Below are 20858 nucleotides of genomic sequence, written 5' to 3'. Positions count from 1 at the left end.
TTTACTGACAGTTGTTGTCATCTTCCTCAAATCTTACTCTTATGGAGTTAGCATGAGCTGTAAGTCCTTCAGCCTTGGCAAATTTTTGAATATCATCACTAAGAGGCATAAGGGCTTCTCTTGAAAAACTGATTATGCTTGATTTTTTTATGAAATCATCAACACTAAGTGGTGAGAAGAATTTTGCCGTACCATTAGTTGGAAGTACGTGGTTTGGACCTGCAAAATAGTCTCCAAGAGGTTCGGAACTGTATTCTCCAAGGAAAATAGCTCCTGCATTTCTAACTCTTGTCATTGTGTCAAATGGATTTGTTGTTAAAATCTCTAAATGCTCAGATGCAATTTCATTAGCGATATCTATCACATCTTCCATATTATCTGCAACAAGTATATATCCGTAATTTTCTAATGATTTAGTTAAAATTTCATTTCTTTTTAATTTTGAAACAAAGAAGTCAACCCACTTTGAAACTTCATTAGCAAGTTCAGTGCTGGTAGTTACTAAAATAGCTGAAGCAAGTTCGTCATGTTCTGCCTGAGATAAAAGATCAGCAGCCACATATCGTGGATTGGCACTTTCATCAGCTATAACCATTATTTCACTTGGACCTGCAACAGAATCAATGCTTACATAACCAAAAACAGCTTTTTTGGCAAGGGCTACGTAAATATTTCCCGGTCCTACAATCTTGTCTACTTTCTTGATGGATTCGGTTCCGTAAGCAAGAGCTGCAATTGCCTGAGCACCGCCTACTTTATATATTACATCTACTCCTGCTTCGTTAGCTGCAACTAATGTATTAGGATTAACTTTTCCATCCTTTCCCGGAGGTGTAACCATAACTATTTCATCTACCCCTGCAACCTTTGCCGGAATAACGTTCATAAGTACAGATGACGGATAAGCAGCCTTACCTCCCGGTACATAAACACCAACACGGGCTAAGGCAGTAACCTTCTGACCTAAAATTGAACCATCTGTTTTGGAATCAAACCAGCTGTACTGCTTTTGTTTTTCATGATAGTCTTTAATATTTTTTAGGGATTTTTTAATAATATCCACTAATTCAGGGTTTTCTAAAGAATTATAAGCTTCTTCAATTTCTTCCTTAGTAACTTTAATGTTTTCTGCTGAAATGTCAGCTTTGTCAAATTTTAATGTGTAATCAAATAATGCCTTGTTACCGTTTTCCTTAACATTTTGAAGGATTTCATTTACACTGTCGGCATATTTATCATAATTATTTGGGCTCCTTTTTAAAAGGTCGTTTAAAATATTCTTTTTTGATGTGTCATCTAATTTAACTATTCTCATGGTTGCCTCCTAAAGATTTATATTTTGCTTTAAATCTGAAATAATTTTTCTGATTCGTTCGTCTTCCATTTTCATGCTTACCTGATTTACTACCATTCTGGCTGATAATGGACAAACTTCTTCTAATACTTCAAGACCGTTTTCTTTTAAGGTAGTTCCTGTTTCCACAATATCAACAATAACCTCTGATAAACCTACAATAGGAGCTAACTCAACAGAACCGTTTAATTTAATTATTTCAACAGTCTGATATTTTTTGTTATAGAAATAATCCTTTGCAATTTTGGGATACTTTGAAGCCACACGTATCATTTCGTGGTCTTTTAAAAGCTCCCTGGCAGATTTAGGACCACATACACACATGCGGCACTTTCCAAATCCTAAATCAAGTACTTCATATAATTTTCTGTCTTCTTCTAAAATTGTGTCTTTTCCTACAATTCCAATATCGGCAGCACCGTATTCCACATAAGTTGGAACATCACTTGCCTTGGCAAGGAAAAAGCGAAGCTTTAAATCTTCATTTACAAAAATAAGCTTTCGTGTTTTTTCATCTTTCATCTCCTCACATTCAATCCCAATATCTTCAAACATTTTCATGGCTGTTTTTGCCAGACGTCCTTTAGCTAATGCAAATGTTAAATATCTCATGTTGTCACCTACAATTCCACGGCACCATCATTAGAAACATATGTAATCTTTGATGCACCGTCCTCTTTCTTGAAATTAACGTATTCCTCAATGGCAATATCCGGCTTTTTTGGAATAAGCTCTGTTTTTATGCCGTTATTTCTTAAAACCTCTGCTAAAGATAGTGCAGATTTTCTAAATGCCGGTTCATATATAATAACCTGATATTCATAATCGGTTTTTCCGGTATATGATTTGGCATTTAATGCTACCATTATCTGGTCCATATAAATGGCAAAACCAATGGAAGCTGCATTTTTTCCAAACTGTGACAGTAATTTGTCATATCGGCCTCCCGCAACGATTTTGTCGCCGGTTCCATAGGTATATCCTTTAAAAATAATTCCGGTATAGTATCCGTAATTGCTGGATGTACCTAAATCAAAGCTTATATATTTTGATACCCCATAATCTTCTAAAATAGAATAAAGGGATTTAAGACGCTTAATGGCATCTAAAGCAGTTTTATTTGAAGTGAGCTGCTGTGCCTTATCTAATACTTCCACAGAACCAAACAGCTCCGGTAATTTAAGCATTGCTTCCTTTGCTTCACCTGTTACACCCTCACGGTTTAAAATTTCTTCAACACCAAAATCATTTTTGTTTTGAATGTAGTTATTAATTTCATTTTCCGTTTCTGCATCCAAACCACAGTCCTGAAGTATTCCGTTATAGAAATCCACATGACCGATTTCAACTAAAAACTCCTCTAATCCAGCGGCTTTTAAGGATTCCACAACTAAGGCAATCATTTCTGCATCCGCCTCTACGGAATCATCATTTATCAGCTCACAGCCAAGCTGTGTAATTTCTTTTAACTTTCCCTGAAGTTCGGAATTGTTAATGTATGTGTTGGCATTGTAGCACAATTTAATTGGAACATTAACATCCATATAATACTTTGCTGCAAGTCTTGCAATGGAAGGAGTAACGTCAGGTCTTAATACAAGAGTGTTTCCTTCCCTGTCAAAAAACTTGTACATATTTTTAGAGGCAACAGATCCTCTCTCCTTACTAAATATATCAAAAAATTCAAAGGTTGGTGTTTGAATATTATGAAATCCATATAAATTAAATAAATTGTTTATTTTGTTTTCAACTGTCATTTTTATGGCACATTCCTTACTGTAAATGTCCCTGACTCCCACCGGTGTATGTAATAATACCTTTTCCATAGTACCTCCTAAAATATTTAGTCAATCGCTTTAACGAATTAAAGTAGTAATTCACTACCTTATTATCAGAATGAAATCATATTACACTAATTTACATTTCTTGTCAATATTTGGATTATCTGTTTTGTAAATCTCTTTTTATTCCTTCAAGATAATGAACAACAGCTCCTGATGTGGAATTAATTTTGTAATTTTTATCTATTTCATCATATGTAAAACTTTTCCTGCCACCGTTTAAGCTTCTTTCATAGAAAAATTTGATATCTTTAAAGGGTATATAGTAAGTTTCATTTAAACTACTAAAAAATAACAGAATAAAGGAAATTCCACCCTGTTTTTCAAAATCTTCCATGAATTTAACCTGATGTTCATGAATGTTCATTATAGGAAAGGTTTTAACGGCACATTCCTTTGCATCAAAACAAACAGGTATTCCCTGTACGGCTCCTATGTAATCAACGGTACTTTGCTTCTCAAAATATGCCAATGTAATATGCCTTGTGCTTTGGTCAATTTCAACAGGAGTAATGGGTGTGGGAATTTTCTGAATTAATGCAAGCTTCTGCTGTCTGTAGTGTTCATTTGTCATATTTATCATATCTTCAAGGGTTGAGCCACGAAGCCCTCTTGACGACCATGTTCCCATTTAAACCTCCGTTGGTGTTTGAATATTTTCATCAATTATTTTTTTGAAAATTTCAGGAACAGCTGCCTTTATCGTTTGCTGGGATAAATCACATAAAGCTCCTTTGATTTCGGGAAAACTCATTATCCATGAATGTAGAAGCTGATCCTTTAATCCGTATTTTTCTTTGTATATATCATTAATTTTTTTATTTCCATATTTGTAATCACCAATGATTCCGTGACCAATTGAAGATAAATGGGCACGTATCTGGTGGGCGCGTCCTGTTACAAGTTTTACTTTTAATAATGTAAGGTTTTCTCCAAAACCAATAGGCTCATACTTTGTTTCAATATACTTTCCATCAGGTGTTTCTTTGTTTGAAATAGTAACCTTGTTAGTTTTTTTGTCTTTTTTTAAATAACCCTTTATAGTTGTGGTTTTATCAAGGTAACCTGAAACCAGTGTTAAATAAAACTTGTCCATGGAACGTTTTTTTATAATTTCAGACATTGTCTGTAGCCCGATTAAAGATTTTCCGGATATAATTAATCCGCTGGTATTGCGGTCAAGACGGTTACAGACTCCCGGTTTAAAGGTCTTTAGTTGGGTAGCCGACAGACTTTTAGTTTCAACAAGGTACGAAATAATATATTCATTAATTGAAATGTCGTCTTTTTGGGCTTTTTGGCTTAAAATTCCTGATGGCTTATTTACAATGATAATATTTTCATCTTCATATACAACATCTAATGAAAAATGGGGAAGAGTTAAAACACTGCTGTTTCCTTTCCCTGTAAACTTATCAATGGTGTCATCTGTCATATAGATTTTCACACTGTCGTTAATATTTAATTTCTCTTTACCATTAGCTTTTTTGTTATTTAAAACTATATTTTTTTTACGAAGCATTTTATAAATGAAACTTCCCGGTGCTTCTTTGAAAAATTTAAAAAGAAACTTATCAAATCGCTGTCCGACTTCATTTTTGCCAATAATAATTTCCTGCATACATTCTTACCTATTGTTTTAGTTTGATTTTAAGTTGCTAATTTCTTCTTCAGTTAGTTTCCTGTATCCTCCGGACTTTAAGTTTTTATCCAATATAAGAGAACCCATGGAAATTCTTTTTAGGAATGTAACTGTAAGACCAATTGCCTGAAACATTCGCTTAACCTGATGATATTTTCCTTCAGTTATGGTTATATATGCCCTGTTTCTACCAGAAAGAATCTCTAACTTAGCAGGTTTAGTAATATTTTTTTCACCAATATCCAGTCCTTTAGCAAACAAATCTATATCGCTGTCTATTAATTCACCGTTTAATTCCACGTAATATGTTTTATTTACATGTTTTTTGGGAGATAACAGATTGTGGGATAATTCACCGTCATTAGTAATTAGTAACAACCCTTCGGTATCCTTATCTAAACGACCAACCGGGAAAAGTCCTTCTTTAGGAGTTACATCCATAATATCCATAACGGTTTTGTAATTATTATCCTTTACTGCCGTAAGGACTCCCGGAGGTTTGTTTAACATATAATAGTAAAATTTGTTATATTCTAAGTTTACTCCGTCAAGGGAAACTATATCATTATTTTCGTCAATATGTCTTTCAGGTTTATTTTCCAAAACATTATTCACAAATACTTTTTTTGATTTTATCAATGCCTTAACCTGACTTCTTGAACCGATTCCCTGATTTGTAAGGTATTTGTCTAATCTCATTAAAAACCTCGCAAAATTAATTTAAATCCCTGTAAAGAGTTTCAATAACTTTTTTCTGTTCTTTGGTAAGTTTGACCTTTGGTGAATTATCATCGCAGGTATTCCTATTTTCAACAATAAGAACAGTACAGTTTTTTTCAGGGGTGTGGGTGTGAAATGTACCTTTTTTTACATTGTAAAGCTTTAAGGGCTCAAGTTTTATGGCTTCTATTTTACCGATTTCAGAACCTTGTCCACCTAAAAACAAAGTAAAATCTCCATTTAGTAAGATAAACACTTCGTCAGATTCATTATGCTTTTGCATATCCTTTAGTTTATCCACTTCTAATTCTTCACAATATCTAAGCTCAGCAACACGCCAGCTTTCAAAATCAATAAGGGGAAGGTAGCCTTCTCCGTTAAAAGACGATATTTCTAAGTTATTGTTAAACATATAATCCTTTGTCATATTGTACTCCTAATTTTTAAATTTCTGCAATTACTTCTACTTCACACAATACATTCTTTGGAAGGGTTTTAACTGCCACACAGCTTCTTGCAGGTTTTCCTGTAAAATATTTTCCGTAGATTTCATTAAATGTAGCAAAGTCATTCATATCAGCTAAAAAACAAACTGTTTTTACGGCATTTTCGTATGTAACACCTGCTTCTTCAAGAATTGCTCCTAAATTCTTCATTACCTGTTCTGTCTGCTCGGTAATGGTTGCACCTACGATTTCACCTGTTGCAGGGTCAAGGGCAATCTGTCCTGATGTAAATAAAAGATTTCCTGTTTTAACTGCCTGTGAGTATGGTCCGATAGCTGCCGGAGCTTTGTTTGTACTTATTTTATTCATAATTTTGTACCTTCTTTCTAGTCAATATTCTTATATATTTTACACTTTTAAAGTTGTTATTACAAGAGTTAATAATCGGCAGCAAGGGTTTTAGTCTCAAGGTATTTTAAAACCGTATAGGGATTAACACTAAGCTCTGAATAATTTTTTGTGGCAATATATATTCCAAAATGAAGATGAACGGCAAAATTCCCGGAAGTTCCTTCTACTTTTCCGTAACCGGTATCTCCCATATATCCCAGCAATGTTCCGGCTTTAATTTTATCTCCCTTTTTTATCCCTGCGTAGCTGCTTAAATGGGCATAATAAAAATAACCGGAGGAATTACTTCTTATGCCAACCCGGTATCCTCCCTTTTCAAGCCAACCCATGTTTTCCACAACTCCATCAGTAACGCTGATTACCGGGTAGTATCCGCTAACATTATTTTCAGCCATAATATCAATACCTTCATGTTTGTATTTGCCATTATAATTTCTGTCCGCACCATAGGAATTATCATATGAAACCCAGTAGTCAGAAGAATTGCTTTTTAAAACAGGAAAAAACTTAATGTCATTATATATTGCAGCTAAGGCTTTACTGCATTCCTTATATTCGTAAGGATGTGAAAAGACAAATTGCTTTTTCATATTTTTAATATCTTTGTAGGTTTCGCTAAAATTACTTATGGAGCAGTTATTAAAAACGTAAAGGGGTGTAAGAATATCTGACAAGGTGCATTTCTCATTAGATGCGATTTCAGCAGCATTTGTAATAGCTTTTTCTGAAATGTTATTATTTCTGAATTTTTCAGATTCTACAATATTTACGGTAATATCATAGTAAGCGGAAAAAATCTCTGAAAATATATAATTATTTAAAACAGATAAAACTAAAATTAAAAAGATACAATAAGTTTTCTTCATAAAATAAGCGGCATATATTTTTTACTAATATATGCCGCAAAGTATTAAAATAAAACTTTTAACTTTGACTGCTTCCTGTTTGGAGACGATAATAGGTTCCCTTTTGCGCCATTAATTCATCATGGTTTCCTCTCTCAATAATTCTTCCGTTTTCAAGAACCATAATACAGTCGCTGTTTTTGATGGTTGATAATCTATGGGCAATAACAAAGGTAGTTCTTCCTTTCATTAATGCATCCATTCCTTCCTGAACTATACGTTCTGTTCTTGTATCTATGGAGGACGTAGCCTCGTCAAGAATTAATGCCGGTGGATTAGCAACTGCTGCTCTGGCTATGGCTAACAACTGACGCTGTCCCTGAGATAAATTACCACCATCTCCTATAAGCATTGTGTTATATCCATCAGGAAGTCTTCTAATGAAGCTGTCAGCATTGGCAAGCTTTGCTGCCGCAATTATTTCTTCATCTGTAGCATCTAGATTACCATAACGGATATTTTCCATAACTGTGGCAGAGAATAAATGAGTATCCTGAAGTACAATTCCAAGAGAGCGTCTTAAATCTGCCTTTTTAATTTTGTTTATGTTAATTCCGTCATATCTGATTTTACCATCCTGAATATCATAAAATCTGTTAATTAAATTAGTTATGGTTGTTTTGCCGGCACCGGTAGAACCAACAAAGGCAAGCTTCTGTCCCGGATTAGCATAAAGCTTTACATCATGAAGAACAATTTTGTCATCATTGTAGCCAAAATCAACACCGTCAAAAACAATTTCACCTTTCATAGGAACATAAGTTGTGGTGCCGTCTTCTTTATGATAATGCTTCCATGCCCAGGTTCCTGTTCTTTCGCTACATTCTACAATTTCACCTTTTTCATATTTTGAACGTACCAATGTAACATAACCTTCGTCAGTTTCAGGCTTTTCGGCTAACAGTTTAAAGATTCTGTCAGCTCCTGCTAATGCCATAACAATACTGTTCATCTGCATTGTTATCTGATTAATTGGCTGGGCAAACTGCTTATTATATGTTAAAAAGGTAATGAGCTTTCCGGGAGTCATGGTAAATCCTGCTATTCCGTTAATGGCAAGAACTGCACCTATACAGGCACATAATACATAACTTACATTGGAAAGCTGTGCATTACAAGGCCCCATAACATTGGCAAATTTATTGGCATTATTTGCTGAATGATATAACTTTTCGTTTAATTCGTTAAATTCATCAATGGCCTGATTCTCATGGCAGAAAACCTTAACAACTTTCTGTCCTTCCATCATTTCCTCTATATAGCCGTTTACTGCACCAATATCCTTTTGCTGGGAAAGAAAATAACGTCCTGAAAGACCGGTTAATTTCTTTGATACAAAAGATATTAAAGCAATCATAATTAATGTAATAATTGTAAGAGGAATACTTAATGCAAACATACATGCAAGAACACTTACAATAGTAATGGCACTGTTTAACATTTGAGGGAAAGACTGACTTATAAACTGTCTTAATGTATCAATGTCATTAGTATACATGGACATAATATCTCCATGGGAGTGAGTGTCAAAATATTTAATTGGAAGTCCCTGCATGTGGTCAAACATGGCATCCCTTAAGTGTTTAAGGGTACCCTGGGTTACAAAAACCATAAGTTCCGCCTGTATAAGTGATGTAAGAATACCTATAACATAAAAGCCGGCAACTTTGGTCATAGCTCCCACTAAAGGTGCGAAATCCGTACTTCCGGTTTTAACCATAGGGAGAATGTAGTCATCAACTAAAGCCTTCATAAACCATGTTCCCTGAACATTGGCGAAAACACTTCCTATAATACAAAGTAAAACTATAACAAGGTGTACTCCATAATACTTTCCAACAAATTTAATTATCTGTCCCAATATTTTGAAAGGATGATCAATTTTTTGTCTTGGTCCCATATTTCTTCTTCCGGGCCCTTTTACAACTTTTGCCTGAGCCATTATGCTTCCCCTCCTTTCTTGTCAAAATCACCATTGTCGTTAGACTGCTGCATATAAACTTCTCTGTAAATCTCATTATTTTCAAGAAGTTCATTATGGGTTCCGATACCATTTATCTTTCCGTCATCTAAAACAATAATTCTGTCTGCATCCATAATACTTGATATTCTCTGGGCAATAATAATTTTAGTTGTATCAGGTATTTCTTCTTTAAATGCCTTTCTTATCCTGCTGTCTGTTAAAGTATCAACTGCACTGGTGCTGTCATCTAAAATAAGAATTTTAGGCTTTTTAAGTAATGCGCGGGCAATACAAAGTCGTTGTTTCTGGCCACCTGATACATTAGCTCCACCCTGTTCAATGTGGGTGTTATATTTGTCAGGCATTTTTTCAATAAATTCATCTGCACATGCTAATTTGCAGGCTCTTATACATTCCTCTTCAGTGGCATTAGGATCACCCCATCTTAAATTATCCAAAATACTTCCTGAAAAGAGAACGTTCTTTTGTAATACAACACTAACTTCCTGTCTCAAGGTATCAAGGTCATAGCTTTTTACATCTTTTCCACCTACTAAAAGATAACTTTCGGTGTTTTCATCTGCAGGTGGCTCTATATCATACAATCTGCTAATAAGATTAACAAAGCTTGATTTGGCACTACCTGTTCCTCCCATAATTCCTATTGTTTCACCGGAATTAATATGAATATTAATATTTTCAAGAATAGGCTTTTCACTGGTTTGATTGTATCTGAAATTAACATTTTTAAATGTAATGCTTCCGTCAGGTACATCGTAATCAGGATTTGTCGGATTAACAATATCTGCCTTTTCATTTAAAACCTCTGCAATACGTTTACCACTGGATAAACTCATGGTAATCATAACAAATACCATTGAAAGCATCATAAGACTCATAAGTATATTCATGCAGTATGCAAGAAGAGATGTTAAGTTTCCTGTGGTAAGATTTGGAGGAAGATTTCCACCTGCCACAATTGCCTGGGCACTAAGCCAGCTGATTATCAATATACATGAATAAACTGTAGTCATCATAATAGGGGCATTAAGGGAAACAATTCCCTCAGCCTTTATAAACATTTTATATACGTTATAGCTTGCCTTGCTGAATTTCTTTCTCTCGTAATCTTCTCTTACATATGCCTTTACGACACGCATGGCAGTTACGTTTTCCTGTACACTTTCATTTAATTCATCGTATTTTTTAAATACCTGACTGAAATACTTAAATGCACCACCGGTAATAAATGCAAGGATAATACCTAAAATAATAACTGCTATAAGATAAACACTTGCCATTTTAGGTGATACGGAAAATGCCATAATCATGGCAACAATAAGGCTAAAAGGTGCTCTTACTGCCATTCTAAGTATCATCTGATAAGCATTTTGAATATTGGTTACATCCGTTGTAAGTCTTGTAACAAGACCTGCGGTGCTGAATTTATCAATGTTTGAAAAACTAAATGTCTGAATATTTGCAAACATTGCTTTTCTTAAGTTTTTGGCAAAGCCTGTTGAAGCCTTAGCACCGAATACTCCGCCACCAAAACCGGTAATGAGACCTGCAAGGGCAAGTAAAAGCATTATGGCTGATGTAATGTAAATTTTCTTTAAATCTCCGGTTCCTATGGAATCAATAATAACAGACATTAGCAATGGAATGAAATTTTCCACTACAACTTCCGCTAACATACACAGAGGTGTCAATATTGATGCCGTAATATAACCTTTAATATGTTTTCCCAGTGTTCTAATCATGGTTTCTCCTCTCAAATTCTTTTTTCAGACAGCAAATATCCTGTTCAGATATATCTGTGCCACTTACTAAATTACTATATAATCTTTCAAGATATGCACGAAGTCTTGTAGTTTCATCTGATGAAAAGCCTTTTAACAAAATGGATTCTGTTTCATCCCTTTGTGATGTCATTAATTCAATTTTTTCCATTGCTTTGTTTGTGAGAGTGATATTTTTAAATTTTTTGTTTTCTTCATCCACTGTTATTTCAATAAGGCTTTTTTCACTAAGACGACTAAGGATTCCTGCCATTGTTGAATGTTTGACTTCAAAATGATTTGCTAAATCCTTCTGGGTTATTTTATTGCCACTGTTACAATGCAGATGCAATAAAACGTGCATTTGTGTTGCAGTTATATCTAGCTGCTGTAAATTCTGATTCATTCTGATTTTAAATAACTGATCAATCCTTTTTATGATTGGTCCAAAATGTTCATCCATATTTCCTCCTTAAATAATATGAATATGGTAGTGCCTCTACCGTGGGTGTTGGCAATTGGTAGGACGCATCCTAAAAATGAATTTTAGTCATTTATATTCCTACTCAAAAAAGATATGTAGCACGCTACATATCTTAACTCTTATAAGAAAATTAGTCAACAAAAAAATTAACAAATTTCCCTATTCATAATTAAATCAATTTGCTCCATTGTGGATGAAGGAGTTGAGGAATTATCAATATATTCATCGGCATAGAAATTGTACTCATCATCATCCGGCTGACTGTTTATTATATCAATTGCCTTTTGTCTTGAATATCCTCTTGAACTAATAAGTCTTCTTATCCGTTCTTCCCTTTCACAGTAAACAAACCAAAGCTCATGACATCGTTTTTCAATGCCTGAGCCTATAAGGATGGCTGACTCAACTACCGTAACATCAGATTTTGATATATCAATTAAACGGTTAATTTCATCAATTGTTCCCGGATGGGTTATGCTGTTTAACAGGTCTAATTTATCCTTGTCATTAAATACTATTTCAGCCAATTTTGTCCTGTCAATATTACCATTATCATTTACTTCAGGAAAGGTACTTAAAACTTTATGGTATACCTTATGACCCGGTGTCATAATATCTTTTGCCACTAAATCTGACTTGATAATGTTGGCATTATATTTTTCTTCAAGGTAGTCAAGAACAGTGGATTTACCACTTCCTACACCTCCAATTATTCCAATAATCATATGTTTCTTCTTTCTGTAGTTAATGTGCCTCGTCCCAATTGTTGCCCTCTTTAACATCAACATCCAAAGGAACATGTAAATTTGCTGCGCCTTCCATGTTTTTAACCAAAATATCCTGTACCGTGGAAATTTCATCTTTGTATGTTTCTACTAGAAGTTCATCGTGAACCTGTAAAACAATTCTTGATTTAAGGTTGTTCTTCCTTAATTCTCTTTCCACGTTAATCATGGCAATTTTCATAATATCCGCAGCAGTTCCCTGAATAGGTGAATTCATTGCCACACGTTCGCCAAATTGTCTCTGCATAAAATTTCCGGCTTTTAATTCAGGAATAGGTCTTCTTCTTCCGAACATGGTAGTTGAATATCCCTTTTCCTTTGCTTCCTTAACTGAATTATCCAGATAGTTCTTAATTCCCGGATAACTTTTAAAGTAGTCATCAATATATTTTTCAGCCTCTTTTTTGCTGATTGACAAATCCTGACTTAAGCCAAAGGAACTGATTCCGTATACAATACCAAAATTAACTGCTTTGGCATTGCTACGCTGGGTCTTTGTAACTTCATCTAAAGGCACATGAAATACCAAAGATGCCGTTGCCGCGTGTATGTCTTTTGATTCTCTGTAGGCTTCAATTAAATTTTCATCATCAGACATATGGGCAAGGATTCTAAGTTCAATCTGAGAATAATCTGCATCTAAAAATACACAATCATCCTTTGGAACAAAGACTTTTCTTATTTCCCGTCCTAAAGCCATTCTTACAGGAATGTTTTGAAGATTAGGCTCAGTGGAACTGATTCTTCCTGTGGCTGTTATGGTTTGATTAAATTTACCGTGAATACGGCTGTCGTCTCCAATATACACTGCCAAACCATCAGCATATGTGGATTTAAGCTTTGTAAGCTGTCTGTATTCAAGAATCTTTCTTACAAAAGGATACTCCGGCTCTAATTTCTCAAGAACTGATGCTGAGGTAGAATATCCTGTTTTGGTTTTCTTACCACCGGGAAGACCCATTTCTCCAAAAAGAATTTCTCCTAACTGTTTAGGGGAATTAATATTAAAATCATGACCTGCTTCGTCATATATTTCCTTTTCAAGAATTTTAATGTCTCCGTTTAATCTGTTGCCATATTCCTTTAGTTCTTCCGGTTTAATCATAATTCCGCACTTTTCCATAGAATATAAGGCATAAGTTAATGGAATTTCAATATTGCTATATACATCCCACATATCTGTTTCAATTAGCTTTGACTTTAAAACATCATAAGCCTTATAATTTACAAGGGCATTGTAGCAGCAATAATTAATAACGTTTTCTTCTATTTCATAAGGTGATACCTCACCTTTTTTTACTTTAGGAAAAATTTCTTCCATAGACGGTAATGTAATTCCTAAATAATCCCTTGCAATATCGTCGTAAAGATATGTGTTAGATAAAGGATTAATAAGGTATGCCGCTATTTCCACATCAAAAAGATTAGAATTTTCGTCATTTTCTAAAATAGTTTTATTAAATATATCGTTATTTTCTTTTATATTGGCAACAGAAATTATGCAATTGGAATTTACAATATCCCTGATATGGAATATAAGATATTCTTTAGTAATAAGTCCAAAAACAGGTAAAAAGTAAACTGCATCATCTTCTTTACATATGGAAATACCTGTAATGTCATTGTTTCCATAAATATAAAGTCCTATTTTATCTGCAGATTTAAGGTTATTAAATAATTCTTCAGCTTTATCAGGCTGGGAAATTTTAACAAAGGAATCCTCATATTTGTTTTCTAAGGTAACTCCTGAAAATCTCGGAATCATGCTTTTAAATTCCAGGTGTTTTATCATATCTAATGCATCGGCAGTGTATATATCTTCAAATACACAATCCTCAATCTTAGTTTCAACAGGTGATTTCCTGTTAATTGTGGCAAGAACCTTACTCATTTGTGCCATGTCGTAATGCTCTAATAACGCAGTTTTATTACGCTTGTTACTGATTTCTTCTGCGTGCTCATAGGCATTTTCAATAGAACCAAACTGTTCAATAATGTTTGTGGCACCCTTTTCGCCAATTCCCGGAACCCCCGGTATATTATCGGAAGAATCTCCCATCAATGCCTTAACATCAATAAATTCAACAGGAGTAACCTTATAAAGCTCTTTTACTTCTTCTGTTTTATATTTTTCAACGGTAGTCTGTCCCTTTTTTGTTTTAGGGATGCATATCATAACTTTGTCAGAGGCTAGCTGAAGCAAATCCCTGTCTCCTGAAAATACACATACATCCATTCCTGCATCTTCCCCTATTTTGGACATGGTTCCAATAACATCATCAGCTTCAAATCCCGGCAACTCTATGGTTGTTATATTCATTTTGTGCAGTAATTCCTTAATAACCGGTACCTGTTCTCTAAGTTCAGGAAGCATAGGCTTTCTTGTGCCTTTGTAATCCTTAAACATTTCATGTCTGAATGTAGGCTGGTGTACATCAAAAGCTATAGCCAGATAATCAGGCTTTTCATCATCAATTAATTTAAATAATATATTTAAGAAACCAAATACTGCATTGGTGTGTAATCCTTCTGAATTGGTAAAAAGAGGTACTCCGTAGAATGCCCTGTTTAATATGCTGTGTCCGTCAACTAATACTAATTTACTCATTATGCCTCCAAATTTAAATATAGCCATTTTCGTTTAAATAAACAAAAAGAATTGTACAACAAATCATAAAAAGAAAAATGATTATGGATATTTTTCCGGCTTTTTTCATTGTTTTCTGACGTTGAAAGTATTCATCATAAAAGCTTTTGATATTGTCTAATTCCTCTTCGGTATCAGCGCCTTCTTCACTGCCTTCCGGCGCAGGTATATCACCTAAACCTCTGTGGATGGTATAGTAAAGAGAAAGCTCTTCGTTACAACTTTTACATGTTTTTGCATGTTCTAAAAATTCTTTTAAATCGTCAGAATAATCAATTTTATCGAAAATAAAATCATTTATCAATTCCTGAAATCTTGTACAATCCATATAAATTCACCTGTTTTTTCACGTCATTATACTGCTATTATTTTACCAAATACACAATAAATGTAAACAGGCATTTTATTTAGAAGCATTTTTTATTTAATGGACTTTACTTTATAGTCCTTATCCTCTACTGCTTTTGTCAAAATATCATCACTTACTTCTTTATTAAGCGTTACAACGGCACGGTTCTTTTCATGGCTTACTTCTGCAACCTCCACGCCATCTACTGCTTCTAAAGCATTTTTAACTGTTGCTTCACAGTGACCACACATCATTCCTTCAATTTCCATTTCTTTTTTTAATGAATTATCCATTTTAATTTCCTCCGTTAAATTAATTTTTGATTTATTTGTTTTTTTGATTTTATAAATATCTTTAAGATTAAGCCTTAAAGCGTTGGTAACTACACAAAAGCTTGATAAACTCATGGCAGCTGCACCAAACATAGGATTTAGGGTTATGCCAAACATCGGATACCATACACCTGCCGCAAGGGGAATACCAATTATGTTGTATATAAATGCCCAGAAAAGGTTTTCATGAATGTTTTGCAAAACCTTTTTACTTAAATTAATTGCAGCAGGTACATCCTTTAAATTACTTTTCATAAGAACGATATCTGCGGCGTCAATGGCAATGTCCGTACCGGCTCCAATAGCTACGCCTATGTCTGCCTTAGTGAGGGCAGGGGCATCGTTTATTCCGTCTCCTACCATGAGAGTATTTCCTTTTTGGGATAAATCACTAATTACACGTTCTTTTCCCTGAGGTAAAACACCGGCAATAACATTATCTACACCAGCTATTTTGCCAATTGCCCTTGCAGTGTTTTCGTTATCTCCGGTAATCATTACAACATTAATACCCATATCTTCTAATTCTTTTATTGCATATGCACTTTCATCTTTAATAACGTCGGCAATTGCAATAATCCCAAGAAGCATATTTTCATCAGAAACAAAAACAGGTGTTTTTCCCTGAGCTGCCAGCTCCTTTGATAGGGACAAAGATTTTTCGTCAACGTTGATTTTTTCGGAAATATACCTGGCATTTCCGGCGTAATATATTTTGTCCTGTATTTTTCCTAAAAGTCCGTTACCAATAACTGCACTAAATTCCGTCACGTCAGATTTCTCACAATTGTTCTCTTCACAGTATGCTATTACGGCTTTAGCCAGTGGATGTTCACTTTTACTTTCAAGGGAAAATGCAATATTTAAAAGATTTTCCTTTGATGTATCGCTGGTTGTGAAAACATCTGTAATCTGAGGCTTTCCTGATGTAATGGTTCCTGTTTTGTCTAAAGCAACTATTTTGGTTTTGCCTGCATTTTCAAGGGCTGTAGCGTTTTTAAATAAAATACCACTTTTAGCACCAATTCCATTACCAACCATTATTGCCACAGGTGTTGCAAGTCCTAAAGCACAGGGACAACTGATTACAAGAACTGAAATACCCCTTGCTAAGGCAAATCCGATGTTTTTTCCTGCAATAAGCCATACAATAATAGTTACTAGGGCAATGGCAATAACAACAGGAACAAAAATTCCTGATACTTTATCTGCAATTTTGGCAATTGGTGCCTTAGATGAAGCTGCTTCACTAACCATATTGATTATTTGGGAAAGAGTCGTATCTTCACCTACTCTTTTGGCACGGCATTTTAAAAAGCCTGAACGGTTAATTGTTGCAGAAGTAACTTCCGAACCTGATGTTTTATCAACAGGTATACTTTCACCGGTAATTGCCGATTCGTCTACTGCACTTTCACCTTCAATTACAATTCCGTCAACAGGAATACTCTCACCCGGTCTTACTACAAATATACATCCTTTTTCTACCTGATCAATGGATACGGTTTCCACATATTCATTTCCATTTTCATCTGTTTTTATAATTGTAGCTGTTTTAGGAGCTAAGTCCATAAGACCTTTAAGCGCGTTGGTGGTTTTTCCCTTAGAATAGGATTCCAGCATTTTTCCAACGGTAATAAGGGTAACAATCATTGCAGCAGATTCAAAGTAGAAATCATGCATATAAGTCATAACCAAATCATTGTTATTTTTCATTACTGCATCAGTCATTAAAAATAGTATGCATGTACTGTAAATAAAGGATGCACCGGCACCAAGGGCAACTAAAGTATCCATGTTAGGGGATTTATTTATTACACCTTTTATTCCGTTAATAAAGAATTTCTGGTTAATTACCAGAATAAATAAAGTAATAAGCAACTGTATAAGTCCCATTGCCACGTGATTATCTGAAATAACTGCCGGGAGTGGCCAGCCAAACATCATATGTCCCATTGATATATACATAAGTGGAATAAGTAATACCAAAGAGGCAATCAGTCTTTTTTTGATTAATGGTGTCTGGGTATCTTCAATAGATGTTGAGTCAGATTTTGAACGTTTTCCACCGGCAGATGATATTCCGTAACCTGCTTTTTTTACTGCATCAAAAATATCCTTTTCATTGGCATTTCCTTCAACCTGCATGGAATTAGTTAAAAGACTGACAGAGACACTATCAACACCTGCTACCTTTGATACTGCTTTTTCAACACGATTTTGGCATGCGGCACAACTCATGCCGGTTATGTTATACTTGTTCATTGTCTACCTCCATACGCATTTATTTCATTAGTTTTTGAATTGTGGTAACTAATTCATCAACCACTTCCATATTTCCTGCCTTAATATTATCTGCCACACAGGTGGAAATATGGTTTGATAATAGAATTTTATTAAAACTGTTTAAGGCTGCTGTAATGGCACTAACCTGAATTAACACATCAGTACAATAGGCATCATTTTCAATCATTTTCTTAACGCCCCTCACCTGACCTTCAATTCGGTTTAAACGGTTTATTAAATCCTTATATTCTTTATCTTCTCTTATTTTAGTTTTTGCACAACAGCATTCTTTATCCATAATTATTCTCCCATTAATTTTCTATGAATTAGATTATATACCCCTATAGGGTATCTGTCAAGAAAAGTTTTTGAATATTTCTATTGACAATAACAGGTTATAATGATAAACTTTTTATTGCTATGCGGATGTGGCGGAATGGCAGACGCAGCAGACTCAAAATCTGCCGCCCATAAAGCGTGCGGGTTCAAGTCCCGCCATCCGCACTTTTTATTTAATAATAATTATTATAGTCATCGGATAATCCGGTGATTTTTTTATTTAACGGAAATTAATGGCAAAAAAATAAAACCGGAAGATGTAATGTAGTATTACATTTCCCGGTTTTGCTTTTATTCTTCTGTTGTTGTATTTTCGCCGTTATCAGATGACAGTGAATAGGAATCACCACTACCTACTGCCTTACTGCTTGTCCCGTTTTCACAGGAAACAGCATATGTTTCTGAGGACTTTCGTCCACCTTTAGATGTTTCAATATCACATGTAATAATGTAATAATCCTGCTTATTAATTTCTATTGTTTTTTCATAGTTAAAATATGCCACATCACCGTTTTTAAAGGTTCCATCAGAATTTTCCAGTTTGCCGGAAGATACTAAACTGTTGGCAAGAGAATTAACTGCCTCATCATAAGAAATCTTAGTAGGCTGATAATTGTATGCTCTTGTAACTACGTTACTGATTACTCCCTCATCATCTATTGCTACAAAATAATAAACGTTATTTCCCTTAGGAATTTTTATTTCTTTTTTGTAAACCTTAGAGTCTTTAGTAGGCATTGTACCGTCTGTTGTGTAATATACCTTGCATCCCTCCGGTACGGTAACAGATATTTTTTGCTCAGATGTATAATTTCCACTTTGTGGCTCAACCTGTGGTGCATCTACCTTTTTGAAATCCAAAATATATTTAGCAGTCATTTCCTTACTGGATTTACCGTTTTTGTCAATGGAATATGCACGTAAGGTAAATGTGCCTTCCTCTTCTAATTTTACCGGTGTAATATATTCCTTCTTAGTTGAACTTTCCTTAGGGTTACTTCCGTCAATGGTATAGTATATTTTAACGCCTTCTTCTGCTTCTAAGCTTATTTCAAGAGGCTTATCATAAGTTCCTTCATCAACGCCGGCAACAGGTATTGTACCATCAAAGTTTTTTAACTTTTCCTGAAGGTTAGATGGTGCAGAATTAATAAGGGGCTGAATTTTGTTCTCCATGTCGTTATTTTGATAAAGAACAATTAAATCCTCGTAATAATTAATGTTTGTATCATCTGTGTCAATTAAAAGCTCTAAATATTTAATTTCTTCCTGATCATAGCCACCAATTATCTCGTCTATTGTATATACCATTTCATATGCTTTAATTTTCTGCTCCTTGGTAAAGGCATTGTTTGATGCATTTATAAACTGAGTTTTGGCATCCTTGTAATTCTTTTCCGTATAGTATTTATTACCAATGGAATAGTATCTGTTGTATTTCTTAGTCATAGTAGATTCTTTAATGGCAAGAGTAACAAATACTGACGCCGTAACTAATACAATGGCAACAACTGCAATTATTGCTATTTTTTCCTTGGAACTTTTCTTTGATTTTTTTGTTTTCATGTTGTTACTAACATTGCCTGTACTTTGGTAAACAGCCTTGGAATTGACTTTTTTTACCTCGCGGCTTTCTTTATGCTGCTTTATTTTCTCCTGTGCCGGAGCAGACTTAGACTCTGATTTTGTGCTTTCATGCTCTCTTGCATAGTCTTTTTTATTTAAGTTAGTGCTTTCCGGCTCTTTTGAAGAAATTCCACCTAAAATATTTTCAAAGGTATTATCAGGGGGAGTTGTAACTATATCATTTTCAAAAGAATTGATTTTTGTACCACATTTTGTACAAAACATCTGATTCTCATCACATTCACTTCCGCAATTTGGACAAATCATATTATTCTTCCTTTCTTAGGGATTCACGTTTGGAAAATACGCATCCGCAATAATTCTGTCTATATAAGTTATATTCCTTTGACAGTTCTATAGAACGTTTATATCCTTCTTTCTTTTTAAAATCAGAAAACAAATAAGGTATATTGTATTTATCTGATAATTCTTTTCCGATTTCGTTTAATTTAGCTGAATTTTTTAAGGGGCTGATGGATAATGTAGTTGTAAAGTAATCATAGTTTTTATTAGAAGCTATAGTAGCTGTTTTTTCTAATCTAAGTCTATAACACTTAAAACAACGGGCTCCACCTTCTAAACAATCCTCTAATCCTGTTACATTATTAAAAAATTCTTCCGGGCAGTAGTCACAAACTTTTACATCCACTTTGTTTATAAATTTTTTTTCACTTATAAACCTTCTTAGTTCCCGGGCTCTATGGTTATATTCTGACACACCGTCAATGTTAGGGTTATAGAATAATGCAGTAATATCAAAATATTGAGTTAAATATTCTAATACATAGCTGCTACATGGAGCACAGCACACATGAAGTAAAAGACGTGGTACTTTGTCAGCCTTTGTAATTATATTTAGTTCTTTTTCTAATTCCTTCTGATAATTTATTTTATTCATAATACACAATACATTCATGCTTCAAAAAAGACAGGAATAAGCCTGTCCT

The 20858-nt window shown here is 34.3% G+C and carries 19 protein-coding genes and 1 tRNA gene; 1 reads left to right on the top strand and 19 read right to left on the bottom strand.

Going from position 1 to position 20858, the window contains the following annotated elements:
* Position 1: 1 nt before the first annotated feature.
* From hisD to DWW68_RS01180, 17 genes are all read right to left on the bottom strand, one after another.
* Positions 2-1315, bottom strand: coding sequence for a histidinol dehydrogenase (gene hisD, locus DWW68_RS01260; protein ID WP_021953025.1), 1314 nt, complete (start codon positions 1313-1315; stop codon positions 2-4).
* 9 nt (positions 1316-1324) lie between these two features.
* Complete coding sequence (hisG, locus tag DWW68_RS01255; RefSeq protein ID WP_021953024.1) at positions 1325-1966, bottom strand: ATP phosphoribosyltransferase; 642 nt, start codon at positions 1964-1966, stop codon at positions 1325-1327.
* An 8-nt stretch (positions 1967-1974) separates the two neighbouring features.
* Positions 1975-3180: an ATP phosphoribosyltransferase regulatory subunit gene (hisZ, locus tag DWW68_RS01250; RefSeq protein WP_118588598.1), complete on the bottom strand. Its 1206-nt coding sequence runs from the start codon at positions 3178-3180 to the stop codon at positions 1975-1977.
* Between the two features lie 115 nt (positions 3181-3295).
* Positions 3296-3826, bottom strand: a complete 531-nt coding sequence (locus DWW68_RS01245; RefSeq protein WP_021953022.1) for a Holliday junction resolvase RecU — start codon at positions 3824-3826, stop codon at positions 3296-3298.
* On the bottom strand, positions 3827-4816 hold the full coding sequence (locus DWW68_RS01240; protein WP_118588597.1) for an RluA family pseudouridine synthase: 990 nt from the start codon (positions 4814-4816) through the stop codon (positions 3827-3829).
* 18 nt (positions 4817-4834) lie between these two features.
* Positions 4835-5536: a pseudouridine synthase gene (locus DWW68_RS01235; RefSeq protein ID WP_118588596.1), complete on the bottom strand. Its 702-nt coding sequence runs from the start codon at positions 5534-5536 to the stop codon at positions 4835-4837.
* A 16-nt stretch (positions 5537-5552) separates the two neighbouring features.
* On the bottom strand, positions 5553-5984 hold the full coding sequence (locus DWW68_RS01230) for a hypothetical protein (protein WP_021953019.1): 432 nt from the start codon (positions 5982-5984) through the stop codon (positions 5553-5555).
* A 16-nt stretch (positions 5985-6000) separates the two neighbouring features.
* The gene (locus DWW68_RS01225; RefSeq protein ID WP_186840408.1) at positions 6001-6372 is read right to left on the bottom strand and encodes a RidA family protein; all 372 of its coding nucleotides are present in this window, start codon (positions 6370-6372) and stop codon (positions 6001-6003) included.
* A 68-nt stretch (positions 6373-6440) separates the two neighbouring features.
* The gene (locus DWW68_RS01220) at positions 6441-7280 is read right to left on the bottom strand and encodes a M23 family metallopeptidase (protein WP_243052977.1); all 840 of its coding nucleotides are present in this window, start codon (positions 7278-7280) and stop codon (positions 6441-6443) included.
* Positions 7281-7338: 58 nt separating this feature from the next.
* Entirely contained in the window at positions 7339-9261 is a 1923-nt protein-coding gene (locus DWW68_RS01215) for an ABC transporter ATP-binding protein (protein ID WP_118588594.1), read from the bottom strand.
* Positions 9261-11045: an ABC transporter ATP-binding protein gene (locus tag DWW68_RS01210; RefSeq protein ID WP_118588593.1), complete on the bottom strand. Its 1785-nt coding sequence runs from the start codon at positions 11043-11045 to the stop codon at positions 9261-9263. The genes DWW68_RS01215 and DWW68_RS01210 overlap by 1 nt, the downstream gene beginning before the upstream one ends.
* On the bottom strand, positions 11038-11526 hold the full coding sequence (locus DWW68_RS01205) for a MarR family transcriptional regulator (protein WP_118588592.1): 489 nt from the start codon (positions 11524-11526) through the stop codon (positions 11038-11040). Before DWW68_RS01205 ends, DWW68_RS01210 begins: the two co-directional genes overlap by 8 nt.
* A 167-nt stretch (positions 11527-11693) precedes the next feature.
* Positions 11694-12272, bottom strand: coding sequence for a dephospho-CoA kinase (coaE, locus tag DWW68_RS01200; RefSeq protein ID WP_158576780.1), 579 nt, complete (start codon positions 12270-12272; stop codon positions 11694-11696).
* Between the two features lie 19 nt (positions 12273-12291).
* Positions 12292-14940: a DNA polymerase I gene (gene polA, locus DWW68_RS01195; RefSeq protein ID WP_118588590.1), complete on the bottom strand. Its 2649-nt coding sequence runs from the start codon at positions 14938-14940 to the stop codon at positions 12292-12294.
* 13 nt (positions 14941-14953) lie between these two features.
* On the bottom strand, positions 14954-15307 hold the full coding sequence (locus tag DWW68_RS01190; RefSeq protein ID WP_021953011.1) for a zf-HC2 domain-containing protein: 354 nt from the start codon (positions 15305-15307) through the stop codon (positions 14954-14956).
* Positions 15308-15399: 92 nt separating this feature from the next.
* The gene (locus DWW68_RS01185; protein ID WP_118588589.1) at positions 15400-17925 is read right to left on the bottom strand and encodes a heavy metal translocating P-type ATPase; all 2526 of its coding nucleotides are present in this window, start codon (positions 17923-17925) and stop codon (positions 15400-15402) included.
* A gap of 19 nt (positions 17926-17944) precedes the next feature.
* Positions 17945-18244, bottom strand: a complete 300-nt coding sequence (locus DWW68_RS01180) for a metal-sensing transcriptional repressor (RefSeq protein ID WP_021953009.1) — start codon at positions 18242-18244, stop codon at positions 17945-17947.
* A 124-nt stretch (positions 18245-18368) separates the two neighbouring features.
* On the opposite strand from DWW68_RS01180, the gene DWW68_RS01175 reads away from it, so the two are divergent.
* Positions 18369-18450 (top strand) — tRNA-Leu (locus DWW68_RS01175).
* A 126-nt stretch (positions 18451-18576) separates the two neighbouring features.
* Here DWW68_RS01175 and DWW68_RS01170 read toward each other — a convergent pair.
* Positions 18577-20178 (bottom strand): chitobiase/beta-hexosaminidase C-terminal domain-containing protein, encoded by a 1602-nt coding sequence (locus tag DWW68_RS01170; protein WP_118588587.1) that lies wholly within the window; start codon positions 20176-20178, stop codon positions 18577-18579.
* Position 20179: 1 nt separating this feature from the next.
* On the bottom strand, positions 20180-20809 hold the full coding sequence (locus DWW68_RS01165) for an epoxyqueuosine reductase QueH (RefSeq protein ID WP_118588707.1): 630 nt from the start codon (positions 20807-20809) through the stop codon (positions 20180-20182).
* Between the last annotated feature and the right edge of the window lie 49 nt (positions 20810-20858).

The organism is Eubacterium sp. AF16-48 (assembly GCF_003479405.1).
In the GTDB taxonomy this organism is placed as follows: Bacteria; Bacillota; Clostridia; order Lachnospirales; family Lachnospiraceae; genus Eubacterium_G; species Eubacterium_G segne.
This window is presented reverse-complemented; position numbering and strand designations above follow the sequence as displayed.

What these genes read in the sequence shown, in the direction of transcription:
- DWW68_RS01205 (WP_118588592.1), bottom strand. Translation starts at nt 11,526, where the DNA reads ATGGATGAACATTTTGGACCAATCATAAAAAGGATTGATCAGTTATTT.
- DWW68_RS01170 (WP_118588587.1), bottom strand. Translation starts at nt 20,178, where the DNA reads ATGATTTGTCCAAATTGCGGAAGTGAATGTGATGAGAATCAGATGTTT.
- DWW68_RS01210 (WP_118588593.1), bottom strand. Translation starts at nt 11,045, where the DNA reads ATGATTAGAACACTGGGAAAACATATTAAAGGTTATATTACGGCATCA.
- DWW68_RS01185 (WP_118588589.1), bottom strand. Translation starts at nt 17,925, where the DNA reads ATGAACAAGTATAACATAACCGGCATGAGTTGTGCCGCATGCCAAAAT.
- DWW68_RS01245 (WP_021953022.1), bottom strand. Translation starts at nt 3,826, where the DNA reads ATGGGAACATGGTCGTCAAGAGGGCTTCGTGGCTCAACCCTTGAAGAT.
- DWW68_RS01225 (WP_186840408.1), bottom strand. Translation starts at nt 6,372, where the DNA reads ATGAATAAAATAAGTACAAACAAAGCTCCGGCAGCTATCGGACCATAC.
- DWW68_RS01190 (WP_021953011.1), bottom strand. Translation starts at nt 15,307, where the DNA reads ATGGATTGTACAAGATTTCAGGAATTGATAAATGATTTTATTTTCGAT.
- hisD (WP_021953025.1), bottom strand. Translation starts at nt 1,315, where the DNA reads ATGAGAATAGTTAAATTAGATGACACATCAAAAAAGAATATTTTAAAC.
- DWW68_RS01180 (WP_021953009.1), bottom strand. Translation starts at nt 18,244, where the DNA reads ATGGATAAAGAATGCTGTTGTGCAAAAACTAAAATAAGAGAAGATAAA.
- DWW68_RS01215 (WP_118588594.1), bottom strand. Translation starts at nt 9,261, where the DNA reads ATGGCTCAGGCAAAAGTTGTAAAAGGGCCCGGAAGAAGAAATATGGGA.
- hisZ (WP_118588598.1), bottom strand. Translation starts at nt 3,180, where the DNA reads ATGGAAAAGGTATTATTACATACACCGGTGGGAGTCAGGGACATTTAC.
- DWW68_RS01165 (WP_118588707.1), bottom strand. Translation starts at nt 20,809, where the DNA reads ATGAATAAAATAAATTATCAGAAGGAATTAGAAAAAGAACTAAATATA.
- coaE (WP_158576780.1), bottom strand. Translation starts at nt 12,272, where the DNA reads ATGATTATTGGAATAATTGGAGGTGTAGGAAGTGGTAAATCCACTGTT.
- DWW68_RS01235 (WP_118588596.1), bottom strand. Translation starts at nt 5,536, where the DNA reads ATGAGATTAGACAAATACCTTACAAATCAGGGAATCGGTTCAAGAAGT.
- hisG (WP_021953024.1), bottom strand. Translation starts at nt 1,966, where the DNA reads ATGAGATATTTAACATTTGCATTAGCTAAAGGACGTCTGGCAAAAACA.
- DWW68_RS01220 (WP_243052977.1), bottom strand. Translation starts at nt 7,280, where the DNA reads ATGAAGAAAACTTATTGTATCTTTTTAATTTTAGTTTTATCTGTTTTA.
- DWW68_RS01230 (WP_021953019.1), bottom strand. Translation starts at nt 5,984, where the DNA reads ATGACAAAGGATTATATGTTTAACAATAACTTAGAAATATCGTCTTTT.
- polA (WP_118588590.1), bottom strand. Translation starts at nt 14,940, where the DNA reads ATGAGTAAATTAGTATTAGTTGACGGACACAGCATATTAAACAGGGCA.
- DWW68_RS01240 (WP_118588597.1), bottom strand. Translation starts at nt 4,816, where the DNA reads ATGCAGGAAATTATTATTGGCAAAAATGAAGTCGGACAGCGATTTGAT.